The 17,958-nt window shown below is 35.6% G+C and carries 9 protein-coding genes; all 9 read left to right on the top strand.

The features are described from left to right. Positions 1 to 143: 143 nt before the first annotated feature. The 9 genes from L3049_RS02745 to L3049_RS02705 all read left to right on the top strand — a co-directional run bounded on the left by L3049_RS02745 (position 144) and on the right by L3049_RS02705 (position 17,955). Positions 144 to 3,074: a helix-turn-helix and ligand-binding sensor domain-containing protein gene (locus tag L3049_RS02745; protein WP_275108250.1), complete on the top strand. Its 2,931-nt coding sequence runs from the start codon at positions 144 to 146 to the stop codon at positions 3,072 to 3,074. A gap of 309 nt (positions 3,075 to 3,383) precedes the next feature. After that, a complete protein-coding gene (locus L3049_RS02740; protein WP_275108249.1) occupies positions 3,384 to 6,425 on the top strand; it encodes a SusC/RagA family TonB-linked outer membrane protein in 3,042 nt (1,013 codons plus the stop codon). A 27-nt stretch (positions 6,426 to 6,452) separates the two neighbouring features. Beyond that, entirely contained in the window at positions 6,453 to 8,015 is a 1,563-nt protein-coding gene (locus tag L3049_RS02735; protein WP_275108248.1) for a RagB/SusD family nutrient uptake outer membrane protein, read from the top strand. Between the two features lie 74 nt (positions 8,016 to 8,089). Then, positions 8,090 to 9,493 carry a PKD domain-containing protein gene (locus L3049_RS02730; RefSeq protein ID WP_275108247.1) on the top strand — a complete coding sequence of 468 codons (1,404 nt, stop codon included), beginning with the start codon at positions 8,090 to 8,092 and terminating at the stop codon, positions 9,491 to 9,493. Positions 9,494 to 9,604: 111 nt separating this feature from the next. Then, on the top strand, positions 9,605 to 10,945 hold the full coding sequence (locus tag L3049_RS02725) for a family 16 glycosylhydrolase (RefSeq protein ID WP_275108246.1): 1,341 nt from the start codon (positions 9,605 to 9,607) through the stop codon (positions 10,943 to 10,945). Positions 10,946 to 10,969: 24 nt separating this feature from the next. After that, positions 10,970 to 11,809 (top strand): glycoside hydrolase family 16 protein, encoded by an 840-nt coding sequence (locus L3049_RS02720; RefSeq protein ID WP_275108245.1) that lies wholly within the window; start codon positions 10,970 to 10,972, stop codon positions 11,807 to 11,809. 50 nt (positions 11,810 to 11,859) lie between these two features. Next, positions 11,860 to 13,416 carry a sugar porter family MFS transporter gene (locus tag L3049_RS02715; protein ID WP_275108244.1) on the top strand — a complete coding sequence of 519 codons (1,557 nt, stop codon included), beginning with the start codon at positions 11,860 to 11,862 and terminating at the stop codon, positions 13,414 to 13,416. Positions 13,417 to 13,484: 68 nt separating this feature from the next. Further along, a complete protein-coding gene (locus L3049_RS02710; RefSeq protein WP_275108243.1) occupies positions 13,485 to 16,943 on the top strand; it encodes a hypothetical protein in 3,459 nt (1,152 codons plus the stop codon). A gap of 82 nt (positions 16,944 to 17,025) precedes the next feature. Then, a complete protein-coding gene (locus tag L3049_RS02705; protein WP_275108242.1) occupies positions 17,026 to 17,955 on the top strand; it encodes a glycoside hydrolase family 17 protein in 930 nt (309 codons plus the stop codon). Positions 17,956 to 17,958: the final 3 nt, after the last annotated feature.

The raw sequence follows: 17,958 nt of genomic DNA, 5'->3' as shown, positions 1-17,958 counted from the left end.
TTACACTTTTAGTTAGTATTACTATGCCATGAAAATGATGTTGTTATCAATTGGTTATATCTTAACTTATCAGAATCATTGCTATTATAGTTTGGATCTTTCTAGGAATCCTATTAAATTTCAGAAAACTAATCCAATCTATCTTGAAAAGATTTTCAATTATTTTTCTTCTAATTCTCTTTTTTAGTCTTCATGCTTTTTCTAAAGTGAAGAATGTAGGGATTCCATTCATAAAAAATTTTCCTAGAAGTCAATACAATGGAGGAACCCAAAATTGGGATATTGCACAAGCACCTAATGGTATTTTTTATTTTGCTAATAATGAAGGTGTTTTAGAATGTGATGGAAATGACTGGCGCCTTATTCCAATGCCTAATAATTCAGTTGTCCGTTCTTTGGCAATAGATAGTACAGGACAAGTATTTGTCGGTGCATCCAACGAATTTGGATATTTAAAACCTGATCGTCATGGGAAGCTAAATTACCATTCACTTGTTGATCTTTTACCTGAAAAGGATAGGGGATTTGAAGAGGTTTGGCAAATATTCCCGTATAAAAAAGGAATGATATTTCATACATTTCAAAAGATTCTTTATTATCGAAATGGTGCAATATCCCAAATTCAAAATGAAAATAAATTTCACTTTGGTTTTCTTGTAGGAGATGATTTTTTTGTGCGTGAACAGAAAAAAGGACTCTGCAAATTAGACGGTAGATCTGTAGATTTAGTAAATGGTGGGGAACTGTTTGCGGATACTGAAATTGTTAGCATACTTCCATTTGTCAACAATACGATTTTGATTGCTACAGCATTAGATGGTTTATTTCTATACGATGGAACTCAGATTTATCCTTGGGAAAAAGAACTCAGCCAAATATTCAAAAAAAACCAAGTGTTTACAGCAATACCCGTTGGAGAATCAAAATTTGCTTTTGGTACGGTTCGGAATGGTATATATCTAATTAATAAAGAAGGGGAAATTCTTCAGAATATTAATACTGAAAGAGGTTTACAGAATAACACTGTGTTAAGTTTATTTTTGGATACGAAGGAAAATTTGTGGGTCGGCTTAGATAATGGAATTGATTATCTTGAAATTAGTTCTCCTCTTTCTATTTTTCCTAAGGATAAGGATTTAGGTGCAGGTTATGCTTCCATTTATTACAAGGGGATTTTGTATTTGGGTACAAATACAGGATTATTCGCAAGGAAATATAATTTTTCTAGTGAAAACATGAATGGGGAAGAGAAGTTTGAATTGGTTAAAAATACTTCTGGTCAAGTATGGAGTTTACAAATTGCAGGTGATGAATTAATTTGTGGACACAATAAAGGAACATTTAGAATCGAAAAAAATGTAGGAACCTTAATTTCTGATGTAGCTGGAGGTTGGAATTACCTTTACAAAAGTGAGTATCCTAATAAAATGATAGGTGGTACATATACCGGTTTAATTCTCTTTGAAAAATCGAATCAATCAAATAACAAATGGAAATTTGTGAAGAGAATTGAAGGTTTTGATGAATCATCTAGAGAAATGATCTGGAATGATGATAACAGCATTTGGATGTGTCATGGATATAAAGGGGTATTTCGTCTAAATTTGAATGATGAATTCGATAAGTTTATTAATTATAAATTTTATGGCATAGAAGATGGCTTTCAATCGAATTTGGGGATTGATGTTCATCAGCTACGAAATGAACCTGTATTTTCTACCAAAAATGGTTTTTACAAGTATATCGCAGAATCGGATCGATTTGAAAAGCATCAGTACTTAAATAATCTATTTGAAGGAGAAGAGCACACGAAGAAATTATTTGAGCAGAAAAATGGTGATGTATGGTTTTTTCAAGGGGAAAACATTGGCTTGTTAAAATCGCAAGTAGACAATTCTTATGAAATGCTTAAAAAACCTTTTGCACCTTTAAAATCTTCTTTTATAGGAGCTTTCGAGAATGTTACGGTAATTGATAAGGAAAATGTTTTGATTGGGAAAGAGGATGGTTTTGTACATTATGATCCTACCATAGTGAAAAAATACAATCAGGCTTTTAATGTATTTATCAGAGAGGTTAGAATTAGGGGGGCAGTAGATTCTGTTATTTATTACGGAACTTACGCTAATGCTAAAGAGATTCAATTAGATTCGGATGGTGAAAATAAAATTGAATTGGCATTTAAAAATAATGCCATTCGATTTCAGTACTCGGCTCCTCAATTTACGAATCCAGAGTTAATTCAATATCAATGTCAATTGATTGGTTTTGATAAACTTTCATCTACTTGGGATAATACACTGCAGAAAGAGTATACTAATCTTCCAGAAGGAGAATATGTATTTGAAGTAATCTCTAGAAATCAGTATGGAATTAATTCTGTGAAAGATGAGTTTCATTTCACCATTTTACCTCCATGGTATCGTTCACTTATTGCTTATCTTATCTACTTCTTGTTTGGGATATTTTGTATTTATGCTACTATTTTATTAGTTAGACGTAGAATGCAGCAGATTCAAAATCAACTAAAAAGAAAGCAGGAAGAAGAATTAAGGTTAAAAGAACAAAAGTTTAGAGAAGAGGCATTGATAACAGAACGGGAAATTGTACAATTACGTAATGACAAATTGAAAAGTGAAGTTGAGTATAAAAACCGTGAACTTGCAGGTTCTACAATGAATATTATTCATAAGAATGAAGTTCTTTCCTATTCTGTAGGAGAATTAAAAAAGGCTTTAAAGAAGATAAAAGATCCAACAGCATTGGTGCAGGTTAGACAGCTAATGAAAACCATTGATGCAGAATTTAACAGTGAACAGGATTGGGATCAATTCGAACTTCATTTCGATCAGGTACATGAAAACTTTTTAAAGAGATTGAGAACAGAACATTCACAATTAACTCCAAAAGATTTACGAATTTGTGCTTACCTAAGAATGAATTTATCTACTAAAGAAATTGCACCGCTTATGAATATTTCAGTTCGTGGAGTTGAAATTAGTCGCTATCGTTTGCGTAAAAAATTCAATTTATCAAGAGAAGAAAACCTAATTGACTTTATTTTGAACGTATAGTAAGGGGGAAATAAGTTATAGTTAAAAAGGGTTAATGATGTAAATCATTAACCCTTTTTCATTTTTGATGTATTGGCATTTTGAAAATTGCGAGTTTGTTAATAGATGTTAATTATCTGACTAGTAAAACATTAAGAGTATGGAATGTTCGTATGATGTAGTAATGATGTATTGCTATTTTTAGACTGGTGAGTTTGTGATGTATTGGTTTTTTTGATTAGGGAAGATGTTGCTCTTACATTGCAATCGTTGTAGGTGTAAACTGGGAAACAGAGCATCGAACGAATTTTTAACCTAAACTGATATTTTATGAAAAAAACGGTTTTGTTTTTATTTCTCACATTTCTTAGCCTGCAGATTTTTGCACAACAGAATGTGGTGACTGGTGTCGTTACTGCAGCAGAAGATGGGAGCCCTGTCCCTTTTGCTTCAGTTGTAGTAAAAGGAACTACAATAGGTACCTCAACAGATTTTGATGGTAAGTTTTCTATAGAAGTTCCTGAAGATGCAACTTTAGTGTTTTCTATGGTGGGCTTTGCCAATCAGGAATTTACTGTTGGAACGCAGGAAGTTATAAATGTAGTAATGCTTACCGATAATATGGGCTTAGATGAGGTCGTAGTTATTGGTTATGGTGTTCAGAAAAAGAGCTCGGTAACAGGTTCTATATCTTCAGTTAAAGCAGAAGATATTCAAAAGATGCCTATCCAACGTGCAGAGCAAGCACTTCAGGGACAAGTTTCAGGTGTGCAGGTAACAATGGATTCTGGTCAGCCAGGAGCTAGTTTATCCGTAAATATTAGAGGTATTGGTACAACAGGAAATTCTCAGCCACTTTATATTATTGATGGCAATCCTGTAGGCGATATTTCTTACTTGGCTTCTACTGATATCGGTAGTATGGAGGTTTTGAAAGATGCTTCTGCTTCTGCTATTTATGGTGCAAGGGGTGCAAACGGGGTAGTTATTATAACAACTAAACAAGGAACAAAAGGTGCTGCAAAACTATCTTATGATGGTTATTATGGTGTTCAGAATGCATGGAGACAAATGGATGTTTTGAATGCACAGGATTATGCAATGATTATTAACGAATCATTATTGAATGCTGGTAGAGATAATACTTCTGCAGATTGGATTCAAGATTCTGAAATTGCAGGTATTGGTTCTGGAACCGATTGGCAAGAAGAAATTTTCAGAAAGAATGCTCCAATACAAAGTCACACATTGTCTTTGAATGGTGGTAGCGAAAAAGTTTTGTATTCAACTGCACTATCTTACTTTAGCCAAGATGGTATTGTATCAGAAGACAAATCTAGCTATGAGCGTGTTAACTTTCGAGTAAAAGGAGATTATACTTCTTACGATAAGAAGTTGAAGATGGGAACATCAATGGTGTATTCTCATTCTACTTCTCAAGGAGTAGATCCTAACAATGTTTACAATTCTCCATTAGCTCGTGCTATTAATATTGATCCAATTGCTACGGTAATGGATGAAAATGGTGAGTTTGGAAGACCTATTCGTAACATGCAGGAAATTGTTAATCCTGTTGCTGGAATGTTTTATCTAAATGATGAATACAAAACGGATAAAATTGTAGCTAATCTTTATGCAGAATACAAAATTGTTGATCACCTAAAAGTGAAAACTTCATTAGGTATTGACTACGCATACCAATGGCATGATGTTTATACTCCAATTTTTGAATTGAGTACAATTACAAAGAATGATAAAACCAAGGTTAGTAAAACCATGAATAGCTGGTACAGTACTAACTGGGAAACAACAATTAACTATAACAATACTTTCGGAGAGCATGAGATTGATGTTATTGCAGGAACAACTGCTTACAATAACGATTATGAGAATCTAAGCGGTAGTGGTAGTGAGTTGATTATTGATGGACTTGATTATGCTTATATCGATAATGTTGGTAATATCGAAAGTAAGTCCGCAGGTGGAACCTTTGATTCAAATTCTTTATTGTCTTTGTTTGGACGTGCTAACTACAGTTTTAAAGATCGCTACATGGCATCGGTAACAGTTCGTCGTGATGGATCATCTCGATTTGGACCAAACGATCGTTATGCTATTTTCCCTTCAATTTCTACTGGTTGGATTTTATCGGAAGAAGATTTCTTGAAGGAGAAGCTTGGCCCAATCACTTTTGTTAAAGTAAGAGCAAGTTGGGGACAAAATGGAAACGAGAATATTGGAAACTTTAGATACTTGTCTTCTATAGCAAATAATCACAACTATACTTTTAATGCAGGTACTATTGTAAATGGTTCTTCGCCTTCTAAAATTGCCAATCCAGATCTTAAGTGGGAAACTTCAGAACAAACAGATATAGGTCTTGATATTCGTTTCGGTTCAAATTTCTACATGAATCTAGATTATTACGACAAGAGAACGAAAGATCTTTTAATTGATGCACCAATCCCTGGATATATTGGTAACAGTGCACCAACTGTAAATGGTGGAACTGTTCAAAATAGAGGTTTTGAAGCATTATTAGGATACAATGGTCGCTCAAATGATTTTTCTTATGGTGGTACACTTAACTTTTCGGCTAACAAAAACGAAATGTTAAAGATTAACAACGATGAAGGAATTATTTATGGTAATGTAAATATTGGTCCTTCAGGAATGAAAAATTTAACAATCGCTAAAGAAGGTGAACCTATTGGTTACTTCTGGGGATGGGAAACTAATGGTATCTATCAAAATCAAGCACAAATTGATGCAAATGGAACTCATCAACCAAGTGCAACTCCTGGTGATTTAGTTTATGTTGACCAAAATGGAGATGGTGTTATGGATGATGCAGATAGAATCAATTTAGGTGATCCACATCCTGATTTTACAATTGGTTTAAATCTAAACTTTTCATATAAGAATTTCGATTTAAGTATGTTCTGGTACGGAGTTTTTGGCAATCAAATTGTTGATGCAACTCGTCGTTACGATTTACCTAATGCCAATTACCAAACATCTGTTCTTGATCGTTGGACTGGAGAAGGTTCTACGAACTCAACTCCTAAAGTGTCTTGGAGCGATAACAATAACAACAGAGGTAATTTCTCTGATTATATGGTTGAAGATGCAGATTACATAAGACTTAAAAATTTGCAGATTGGATATACTTTACCAAAATCAGTTTTGAATAAGCTTCATATTGAGAAGTTTAGACTATATGTTTCTGGAGATAATCTATTAACATTCACTGAGTATTCTGGATTGGAACCTGAAATTGGAAACAATGGTAATGTGTTCTACACAGGTGTAGATCAAGGGATTTATCCTCAAGCTAGAGTTTTTACAGTAGGTGCTAATATTACTTTCTAAGATATTTTAACAGATAAAACAAAAACAATGAAAAAGATAATTTATATACTTCTTTTTGCTGTTACTTTCATGGGCTGTGACGACTATCTCGAAAAGAGTCCAGTAACAGAGCAGACTGAAGAAAGTTTCTATCGTACAGAAGACGATATGTTTAGAGCATTAATTGCTGCTTATGAACCATTGCAAAGAAATTGGGGAGAGAGTTTACAGTTAACCATGGATATCGTTTCAGATGATGCTTATGGTGGAGGTGGATCTGCTACCGATGGAGTTGGAGGAAAAAAAGCCGACAGAGGTTTAACTACTCCTTCAGAAGGAATGTGGAGCGCTATGTGGAATGATAGTTATGCCGGTGTTTATGGTGCAAATGTCTTTTTGGAAAAGGTTGATGCATCGGAGATGACAGAAGAATTGAAGACACAACTCAAGGGTGAAGCTCTATTCTTGCGAGCCTATTATTACGCCAACTTAGTTCGTACTTTTGAGAATGTACCTTTGATAACAAAAACACTTGCAACTTCTGAATATTCACAAGCTGCAGCACCTGTTGATGAAGTGTATGCTCAAATCGCAAGCGATTTGGAAACTTCTATTACTTACTTAAAAGATGTTACTTATAGTAATGATGAAAAAGGGAGAATAACTGAATGGGCTCCTCGAGCATTATTAGCTAGAATGTACCTTTTTTATGATGGTGTTTATGGTAGTAAAAATGCTAGCACTACAATGCCAGGTGATGTTACTGGTGCTAAGGTTTTAACTTACCTAAATGAAATTATCACCAATAGTGGTGCTGATCTTTTACCTGATTTTGGAAACCTTTGGGGACATTCTGAATTTACCGACTCATGGGTTGAGAATTCAATAGAAGGAATCTTTGAAGTACAATTTTCAAATCAAGGAGAAGGATGGCAGTGGTATAGTGCACCTTTCGATATTGGTAACAAAATGGTAGTTTTTGTTGGTCCACGAGGAACAACATCTGATTCAGAATATTATTCTGGGTGGGGTTTTTCACCAGCTACACAGCAGCTTTACGATTCATACCAAGATGGTGACCTTCGACGTGATTTTACATTGCTTGATATGGTAGCCGAATTAGGAGAAGGAAATTTTGAAGAGGCAGATCAGTATACTGGTTACTTGAATAAAAAATATGCAGGTCTAAAAAGTCAAGTTCCTGCAGTTGGACAAGAGCAACTTAATTTCCCTCAAAATTACATCTCAATTCGTTATGCTGATGTTTTACTAATGGCTGCCGAAATGGAATTTCACATTGGTTCGAATGCAACAGCAGCGATTCATTACAATAAAGTTCGTTCTCGTGCTTTTGAATCTTACTCTCCTGTTAGTTCAGTGACTTTAGATCAAATTTTTGAAGAAAGAAAATTAGAATTTGCTTTAGAGGGAATCAGATATTGGGATTTACTTCGAAGAGGTATGCCAGTTCTTGAAAGTGCTGTTCAGGTTACAAACCTAGGTGGTATTTATGATTCTGCTGTAAATTCTGCAGCCAGAGGATTTTGGCCAATTCCTTCAACGGAAATTGCACTTTCGAACTTTATGTTAGAGCAAAACGATGGTTATTAATAGGTTAGAGGTTAAATCATTTAAAAGAGTGATAAATTTCTAGACTTATATGGTAATTATTTAAAAATCAAATTATGAAAAAAATATTATATTTTATTTTGCTTTTAACGGTTGTTGTGTCTTGTTCTCCAGATGAGTACAGTGCGCAAGAGAACCTAATGGCAGAACAAATCGAATGGGGATACAATGCAACAGATGTTACAAATGAGTATACCCTATATAACAATACTCCTGGTGTAAGCTCTATTTGGGATTTTGGAAATGGCGTTACCCAAAAAGGGAATACCGTAACTGCACGTTATACTTTTGCAGGAACTTACACTGTTACGCTAACAGTTATATCTCAAGGTGGAGTAACCGTAGTAGAAGATAAAATTACAACAGATGTTGATAATCCTTCTTTTCTTTCTGGATATCCTTACGATGAGTTAATTGGAAGTGGTGAACAAACATGGGCAATTGATGCCTATTCAAAAGCTCATTTTGGCCTAGGACCAACGATAGCAAATCCTGTAGAATGGTATGGAGCTGCTGTAAACGATAAAGCTGACAGAAGTTTATATGATGATCGATTTACCTTTAAAATTACTGCGTCAGGATTAACTGTGACTCAAGTAACTAATGGTTTAGTATATGCAAATGGTGCTTGGGCTTCCGACTTAGGTACTACTGCTGGTAACGAAGAACCTTCAGGTGGTGATTTCATTATGCCTTTTGATGGTGGTGATTTTGTTTGTACAGTAGCAGGCGATATTTTGAATGTAACAGGTGGTGGTTTCTTAGGATACTATGCTGGTGCATCGGAATATGAAATCATGACCCTTACAGAAGATTTATTAGAAGTAGCATTTTGGGATACAAAATCAAACTTTTATTGGTTTACAAGATTTAGACCAGTTGATAAATTGACACCAGAACCAGAACCAGTTGTTAAAGAGTTGGAGAGTAATGATATCTCTGATGATTTCGAAGGAAATGGTAATGTTGTTTGGGAAACTAAAGACATCGAAGGTTTTGATATCATCGATAACTTTGCTCCATCAGATGTGAATTCATCAGAGAAAATTGTGAAGTATCAAAAAGGCGCAGGTGAGTGGACAAATGTTCTTACTGTACTTGATTATAAAATTGATTTATCAACAAGAAATCAATTCACAATGAAGGTATTTATACCTGCTTTTAACGACTATGTTACAGAATGTAATCCTGGAACAGATTGGCTTGCAGAGCATAATTTGAAGCCTCAAGTTGACGTGAAGCTTCAAGACAGTTCTTTGGGCGGAAATGCATGGCAGACACAGCAAGTTCGTAGTCATACTTTAACTGCAGATCAGTTTGGACAATGGGTTGAATTGACATTTGATTATAGTGATGTTACCGATCGTGTTGATTTTGATCAGGTTGTTATTCAATTAGGTGCGGAAGGTCACTGTAATACAGGACTGTTCTACATCGATGATTTTAAACTACTACCATAATTATATTATGCTGGAGCACTTTTAGTGCTCCAGCAAAATTTATCCGCTATAGCGGTATTTTGAATAAAAGTCTTTTACGATATAGTAGAGGACTTACCAATACAAATCCTTATGAAAAAATTCCATTTACTTTCACTTGTCAAGATATTCTTGTCAATACTTTTTGTTTCTACATTTCTATCATGTAGCAAAAGTGATGATGATGAAACTTATACACCTGATTTTACATTTACTGAAGATGTGAATGACGCAAATAAGATTGTCTTTTCAAATACAAGTACAGGATCGTATTTATTTATGCAATGGGATTTTGGGAATGGAGAGATTTCCGAAAAGGTAAGAGCTAGTACAAAAGATTATACCATTTTCTACTCGGAAAAAGGAGATTACCAAGTTCAGTTAACGCTTTGGGGACCTGATAATGTTCTGTCTAATAATAAGAATGTAACAAAAACAGTAAGTATTGCTCAGGATGTTTTTGTTGCTGATTTTACCTATACAATAAATGAGGCAAAACCTAATTTTGTCATGTTAAACAATACAACAACAGGTGATTACGATCATATATCATGGAGATATAATGATAAGGATATTACAGGAGATAATATCGATCAGACTGAAATCTATTTACACAAAGCGGGAACATATGATATTGAATTGCACGTCTATAAGGGTGATGTCGAAAAGATTTTAACAAAACAAATAAGCATCGCTCAAGATGATCCAGATTATCTGGATAACATGACACTAGTTTGGTCGGATGAGTTTGATGGCACAAGCATAAATACAGATTATTGGACCTTTGAAACTGGAGCTAGTGGATGGGGCAACAACGAATTACAAAATTACACCAATGGCGATAATGCTGAAATCGTTGATGGAAAACTGGTTATTACTGCCAAAAAAGTAAACGAAAATAAAGCTGCTGGATCATATACATCTACAAGAATGATCTCAAAAGGCAAACAAAGCTTTACCTATGGACGAATGGAAATTCGCGCCAAATTGCCTTCAGGAAAAGGAATCTGGCCAGCAATATGGATGTTAGGTGAAGATATAAGTACCGTAAGTTGGCCTGCATGTGGTGAGATTGATATTATGGAATACGTAGGATATGAACCTGATGTGGTTCATGCTACTGTACATACAACTTCGGGTTTTGGCTCAAATGGGAACGGCAGTAGTAAAGCTTTAGAAACTGCAGAAGAAGAGTTTCATATTTATGGATTGCTATGGGATGAAGATGCAATCGTATTTTATATCGATACTCCAGGAAATATTACTCACACCTATAACCCAACTTCAAAAACGGATAGCAATTGGCCATTTGATAAAGCTCAATTCTTCATTTTAAATGTAGCTGTTGGCGGAAACTGGGGTGGTGCACAGGGAATTGACAATACAATCTTTCCTCAAACTATGGAAATTGATTATGTAAGAGTTTATCAGTAAACGAAAAACTTCAAAATAGACATCATGCTACTAAAACATACAATCATATTATCTGGAGTTTTATTCCTTTTGTCAAGCTGCAATTGGAAAAAATCAGAAACCAATTCAGAAAAGGCCGAAGACTCTCAAAAGGATACTTATGAATTGGTTTGGAGCGATGAGTTTGATTATACGGGTTTACCCGATTCAACCCTATGGATTTACGATACCGAAGGTAATGCTGACGGATGGGGTAATAATGAAGATCAATATTATACCAACGCCAAAAAAGAAAATGCCTGGGTTGAAGGTGGATTCCTAAATATCATTGCCTTAAAAGAGCAAAAAGATGGAAAAGAATATACTTCGGCACGCTTAAATTCAAAAACAAGTTGGCTACATGGAAAAATAGAAGTGCGAGCTAAACTTCCAAAGGGAAGAGGAACTTGGTCTGCCATATGGATGATGCCAGATGGCTGGACCTATAATGATGGGAATTGGCCAAATATTGGTGAAATCGACATTATGGAACATGTGGGACACAACTTAGGAACCATTCATGCTTCGGCTCACTCAGCAGATTATCAGTGGCAGACTGGGACACAGCAAACTGACACAATACATATATCTGATGTGGCTGAAAAATTTCATTCCTATATATGTGAATGGACGCCAGATGTTATGAGGGCTTATGTCGATGACAAACTTTATTTTGAGTATAAAAATGAAGGTCTGGGCAAATCAAAATGGCCATATGTCAAACCATTCTATCTGATTCTTAATGTAGCTGTAGGTGGCGCTTGGGGCAATGTACAAGGGATTGATGAAGATGCATTCCCTCAAAGTATGCAAGTTGACTATGTCAGAATATATCAGAAAAAATAATCTCCCTCATTACTAAATGGTGTAATGAATTTAAAACAAGCTTAGAATATATGAATTTAAGATATACAGTTTTTGTATCGTTTATAGTGGCATTGGGAGGTTTCTTAATGGGATTCGATGCGTCGGTTATATCGGGTGTTGTGAAATTTATTGAACCTCAATTTGATTTGACAAAAATTCAATTGGGCTGGGCTGTTAGCTGTCTAACACTAACCGCGACTTTGGCCATGCTTATGGCTGGTCCCTTAAGTGATAAATTAGGCAGAAGAGCGGTTCTTAAATATGCCGCAGCACTCTATTTTATTTCTGCAATAGGATCAGCGATAGCTCCCAGCTTTTGGTTTTTAGTTCTGGCCAGAATGGTCGGAGGGTTTGGTGTTGGAGCATCGCTGATTATTGCTCCTATGTACATTGCTGAAATTGCTCCTCCAAAGATGAGGGGAAGGATGGTTTCTTTAAATCAATTGAATATTGTGCTAGGGATATCCGTCGCTTTTTTTACCAATTACATGATTTTACAATTGGGTAAATCCAATGCAGGCTGGGCTGAAGTATTACAGTTTAAAAATTACAATTGGCGTTGGATGTTAGGACTGGAAGCCTTACCTGCAATCATATATTTTATATTTCTGTTTTTTGTTCCACGCAGCCCAAGATGGTTAGCGATGAATGGCTTGGATGATGAAGCATTACAGGTGATGGAGAAGTCATTGGCAGCTGAAGAAGCAAAAATTCAATTACAATCGATCACTCAAAGTATAAAAGTATCTCCACAAAAGGAGAAAACTTCACTAAAAGAATTGTTTAAGCCTTCCATGAAACTCGTATTGTTGATTGGAATTGTCATCGCTGTCACTCAGCAGATTACCGGAATCAATTCAGTGTTCTTTTATGCACCTATGATCTTTGAACAGACTGGAATTGGAACTGACGCCTCATTTTCGCAGGCCATTCTAGTTGGGCTTATCAATCTTGTATTTACACTTTTTGCTATTTGGTTGGTCGATCGTATTGGAAGAAAACCACTTTTGATTTTTGGCTTAACGGGTATTGCAATTTCAATGTTTATCCTTTCTGCTGGATTTGGCAAAGCAACTTATCAATTGACAGAAAAAGATATTCAGGAATGCGAGTCATTTGCAGGTTCAGAGAATTTTTCATCAATGCAAAATATCGTTTTCTATAGCGATTTGGATTTTAATCAGGCATTAAAAAATAATATAAGCGATAAGGCTTTTAAAGAGCATCAAACAGATTTTATCTCGAAAGCAATTAGCATTAACCCATGGTTAGTCTTAATTGGGATTCTTGGCTTTGTTGCCTCTTTCGCTATTTCTATCGGACCCGTTATGTGGGTCTTGTTTTCAGAGCTATTTCCAAACCGAATTCGGGGACTGGCGATTTCCTTTGTTGGTTTGATCAATTCAGGAGTAAGCTTCCTCGTTCAACTTGTGTTTCCATGGGAACAGATGAATTTTGGGAATGCAACAACCTTTCTCATTTATGGAATCTTTGGAGCAATAGGACTCGTGTTTGTCTTTTTTATGCTACCTGAAACGAAAGGAAAATCTTTGGAAGAATTAGAATTGATACTTGTAAAAGAATAGCTATTTGATATAAAAAGCAGAAGTTTTTACTATAGAAAATGATTGAAGTAGAATCAATTAATATTAAAATGAAGAAGAATAACATTTATTTGGGAAACACGAATTTGAATTACAGCGGGGCTGAAGTTGAGGGGAAATTCGTTGAGCTACATAATGAAAAGTTTTACAAGATCAGCAATTCTGATCAAATGTCAGACTTCTTTATGAGTATTGTCAGTGATTCCGATCACTGGATGTTCATATCGAGTAATGGTTCTTTATCGGCTGGAAGAAAAGACAGGAACAATGCCTTGTTCCCTTATTATACTGTTGATAAAATTCACGATTATAGAGATAAAACAGGGAGTAAAACTATTGTTCTAGTTGAAAAGGATGAGAAAACTCTTTTGTGGAAACCATTCTCTAATGGTCTTAGAAATATATACAAGATTGAAAGAAATCTGTATAAGAGTATTTACGGCAACAAGGTCATTTTTGAAGAGGTCAACTTTGACTTGGGGATGAGTTTCCAATATGCTTGGAGTAATACCGAGAAATTTGGTTTTGTGAAAACATCCAAGGTTTCCAACCTAAGTGATAAAACAGTAAAATTCGAGATTATTGATGGGATTGAAAATATCCTTCCTAGTGGTGTTGATTACGATTTTCAGAATGAATATAGTAATTTATTAGATGCCTATAAAAAGTGTGAACTACTTGAGGAAAGTGGTCTTGGTTTATATATGCTGAGCTCAATTCCTGTTGATAGAGCGGAACCCAGTGAGTCCTTGAAAACTTCAACGGTTTGGTCCCATGGATTAGAAGGTAGTAAAATTCTGTTGTCAGCTAAACAAGTTGATCGCTTTAAACAGGGGTATCCTGTTGAAACTGAAGTTGACATAAGAGCTGCTAAAGGCGCTTATTTTTTGAATTCAGAGCTTGAGTTGGAGCAAAATGAATCCAGAGAATGGATGATTATTACAGAACTGAATCAGGATAGCGTAGCAGTAGCCAATCTGGATAAGTTTATTAAAACCGAAAAGAATATTGCCGATTTAATAGCGGAAGATATTGCTTTAGGAACTAAGAATTTGATCAAAATTGTTGCTGATGCCGATGGTTTGCAAATGGGAGAGGATGATTTGAGTTATGCTCGTCATTTTTCAAATACCCTATTCAATGTGATGCGAGGTGGTATTTTTGTAGATAATTACCTTGTAGACTCTGCTGATTTTAAATTGTTTGTTCAACAAACGAATAAACCAATCGCTAATCAGTTTCAGGAGTGGATTGATCAATTACCAGCTGAAATTACTTATACAGAACTGAACCAATTGGCTGAAAAGACAGGCAATTCAGATTTGATCAGAATCTGTTATGAATATCTTCCTTTAACATTTAGTAGAAGACATGGTGATCCAAGTCGACCTTGGAATCAGTTCGCTATCGAAACAAAAAATGATGACGGCTCACCAAAATTAAACTATCAGGGAAACTGGCGTGATATTTTCCAAAACTGGGAGGCTTTAGGGCTTTCATACCCTGAGTTTTTGGAAGGTATGATCAGTAAGTTTGTCAACGCTTCAACTGCTGATGGTTATAATCCATACCGAATTACAAGAGAAGGTATTGACTGGGAGTGTCCAGATCCTAATGATCCATGGGCTTATATTGGGTACTGGGGCGATCACCAGATCATATATCTTCAAAAGTTTCTTGAGTTATCCAATGAATACCATCCTGGGAGATTGGATAATCTACTTACCAAAGAGAATTTTGTCTATGCCAATGTGCCTTACAGAATTAAATCATATAAGGATATCGTAAAGAATCCACAAGATACGATTGAGTTCGATTATGATCTAAATGATCAGATTAGAGAAATGGTTGACCATATTGGTGCTGATGCCAGATTATTGAAGAATGGTGACGATGGCTTGTATCAAGTTAATCTAACTGAAAAGATATTAGTAACACTTTTGACTAAGCTGAGCAACTTTATTCCTGAAGCGGGTATTTGGTTAAATACACAACGTCCGGAATGGAATGATGCCAACAATGCCCTTGTAGGTAATGGTGTGTCTATGGTTACTTTGTGTTACCTAAGGCGATTCCTAAAGTTCTGGTCTGAAAAGTTTAATGAAATTTCAATAGAGGAAATTCATATTTCAGAGGAAGTCAAAACCTTATTGGATTCCATTTATAGTCTGTTTGTTGCAAATGCAGGTCTTTTAGAAAATGGATTTTCAGATGAAGACAGACGTCGTTTCGCAGATATCTTGGGTGAAGCAGGAAGCACGTATCGAAATGGAATTTATGAAAATTCTTTTTCAGGTTTGAAAGAAACTGTAAAAGTGAGCGAATTACTCGAATTCACCAATCTGGCTCTAATGTATATGGATCAATCCATAAAAGTGAACAAGCGTGAAGACGGGCTTTATCATGCCTATAATCTCATTTCTTTTGCGGATGATACTGTTTCTGTTCGCTATTTATATGAAATGCTTGAAGGACAGGTTGCTGTTTTAAGTTCTGGTTATTTAAATGCTGAGGAAAGTCTTGATGTGTTGAATTGTTTAAAGTGGAGTGAACTGTTTAGACGAGATCAATACAGTTATTTCCTCTATCCAAACAGACAATTACCGCGTTTTACCGAAAAAAATAATATCCCAGAAAATCGTGTTAAGGAATCCAAATTGTTGAGTCAGCTGATTGCTGATAATGATTCTTCAATTATTACTGTTGACGGCATGGGTGGGTATCACTTTAATGGCACATTCAGAAATGCAGAAGTATTGAATAATGCAATGAACGATCTAAAATCAGATGTTTACGCTCAGCTTCTTAAGGAAGAGAAAGACAAGGTGCTAGATATTTTCGAAGAGATATTCGATCACCAATCTTTTACGGGTCGTTCGGGTACTTTTTATGGTTTTGAAGGATTGGGCAGTATCTACTGGCATATGGTTTCAAAATTATTACTGGCTGCACAGGAAAGCTATTTTAACGCCATACAAGAAGGGGGCAGCCCGATTACTTTAGGCAAAATTAAAGACCATTATTTTGAGATTAAGGCTGGTATTGGATTATATAAATCACCTGATTTATATGGCGCTTTCCCAACCGATGCCTATTCTCATACACCTTCTACTGCTGGAGCTCAACAACCAGGTATGACAGGTCAGGTAAAAGAGGATTTCATCTCTAGAATGGGTGAACTGGGTATCCATGTTAATCACGGAGAAATCGTATTTGACACATCTCTATTAAACGATCAGGAATTGTTGAGTCAAGGCGAACGATTCGTTTACTATGATATGAATGGAGAGAAGCAGATAATTTCTCTTGGTGCAGGGCAATTAGGATTTACATTCTGTAAAGTGCCTGTAATCTATACTTCAGGTGAAAAGACTCAAATCGTAATTGCATTTAAAAGTGGAAAAACAGAAGTCATTCCAAACAATAGAATTGACGAGGAGACAAGTGCTTTGATATTTAATCGAGGTGGTGAAGTTGAAAGGATTGAATTATCAATCACAACGAATTAATAAAATAAGGTATCTGTATAAGCATCGTTTTATGCTTTGCTTATGCAGATACTTCTTAATCTAACTATTTAATCCCTATACCATGTCTGTACGCAGTGAATATTTAATGTCCCTAGCTGGTAGTGATTTTTCTAACAAAACAAAGGCTGAACTATTAGCTCTTTATAATCAAATGTTGAATGATGGGATGCATGGACTATGTTTCAGCCCTTATCTCGATGGACAGGAGCCCGGCACAGAAATAAGCGAAGAACAAATCAGAAGACGAATCGATATTATTAAACCGCATACCCAATGGGTGAGATCATTTTCATGCACCGAAGGAAATGAGTTAATCCCTAAAATTGCCAAACAGAATGGTATGAAAACCATGGTTGGAGCCTGGTTGGGCAAATACAAAAGTATTAATGAGCTGGAAATAGAGGGGCTTATTAAGGTCGCGAAAGCTGGTGATGCTGATATTGTTGCCGTAGGTAATGAGGTGTTATACCGTGAAGACTTAACTGAAGATGAACTTTTGGACTATATCTACAGGGTGAAAAAAGCGCTTCCAGGGATTCAGGTTGGCTACGTTGATGCCTATTATGAATTTGGCAATCGTCCAAGAATTACTGAAGCTTGTGACCTAATATTGGCGAATTGCTATCCCTTTTGGGAAGGTTGCAGTTTGGAACACTCTTATCTTTATATGAAGGATATGTACAATCGTGCACTTAGAGCTGGTAATGGGAAAAAAGTAATCATCACAGAGACTGGCTGGCCTAATGTTGGCGAAAAATTTCATGGTGCTGAGCCTTCTGAAGAAAATGCTCTTAAATATTTTATCAATACACAATTATGGTCTAAGAAAGAGGATATTGATATTTTCTACTTTTCATCTTTCGATGAGACCTGGAAAACCGACGACGAGGGTGATGTTGGAGCCTATTGGGGAATTTGGGATAAGGATGAGAAACCAAAATTTAAACCATCAGTTGAATTACAATCACAAGCTAAGCACACACATCAGTAAAGT

This window comes from Labilibaculum sp. DW002 (assembly GCF_029029525.1).
Taxonomy (GTDB): domain Bacteria; phylum Bacteroidota; class Bacteroidia; order Bacteroidales; family Marinifilaceae; genus Paralabilibaculum; species Paralabilibaculum antarcticum.
The sequence above is the reverse complement of the archived record's forward strand: the minus strand, read 5'-3'. Positions and strand labels throughout refer to the sequence as shown.

Coding starts and splice junctions, on each gene's coding strand:
- L3049_RS02740 (WP_275108249.1), top strand. CDS start 3,384: ATGAAAAAAACGGTTTTGTTTTTATTTCTCACATTTCTTAGCCTGCAG.
- L3049_RS02735 (WP_275108248.1), top strand. CDS start 6,453: ATGAAAAAGATAATTTATATACTTCTTTTTGCTGTTACTTTCATGGGC.
- L3049_RS02730 (WP_275108247.1), top strand. CDS start 8,090: ATGAAAAAAATATTATATTTTATTTTGCTTTTAACGGTTGTTGTGTCT.
- L3049_RS02725 (WP_275108246.1), top strand. CDS start 9,605: ATGAAAAAATTCCATTTACTTTCACTTGTCAAGATATTCTTGTCAATA.
- L3049_RS02720 (WP_275108245.1), top strand. CDS start 10,970: ATGCTACTAAAACATACAATCATATTATCTGGAGTTTTATTCCTTTTG.
- L3049_RS02715 (WP_275108244.1), top strand. CDS start 11,860: ATGAATTTAAGATATACAGTTTTTGTATCGTTTATAGTGGCATTGGGA.
- L3049_RS02710 (WP_275108243.1), top strand. CDS start 13,485: ATGAAGAAGAATAACATTTATTTGGGAAACACGAATTTGAATTACAGC.
- L3049_RS02705 (WP_275108242.1), top strand. CDS start 17,026: ATGTCTGTACGCAGTGAATATTTAATGTCCCTAGCTGGTAGTGATTTT.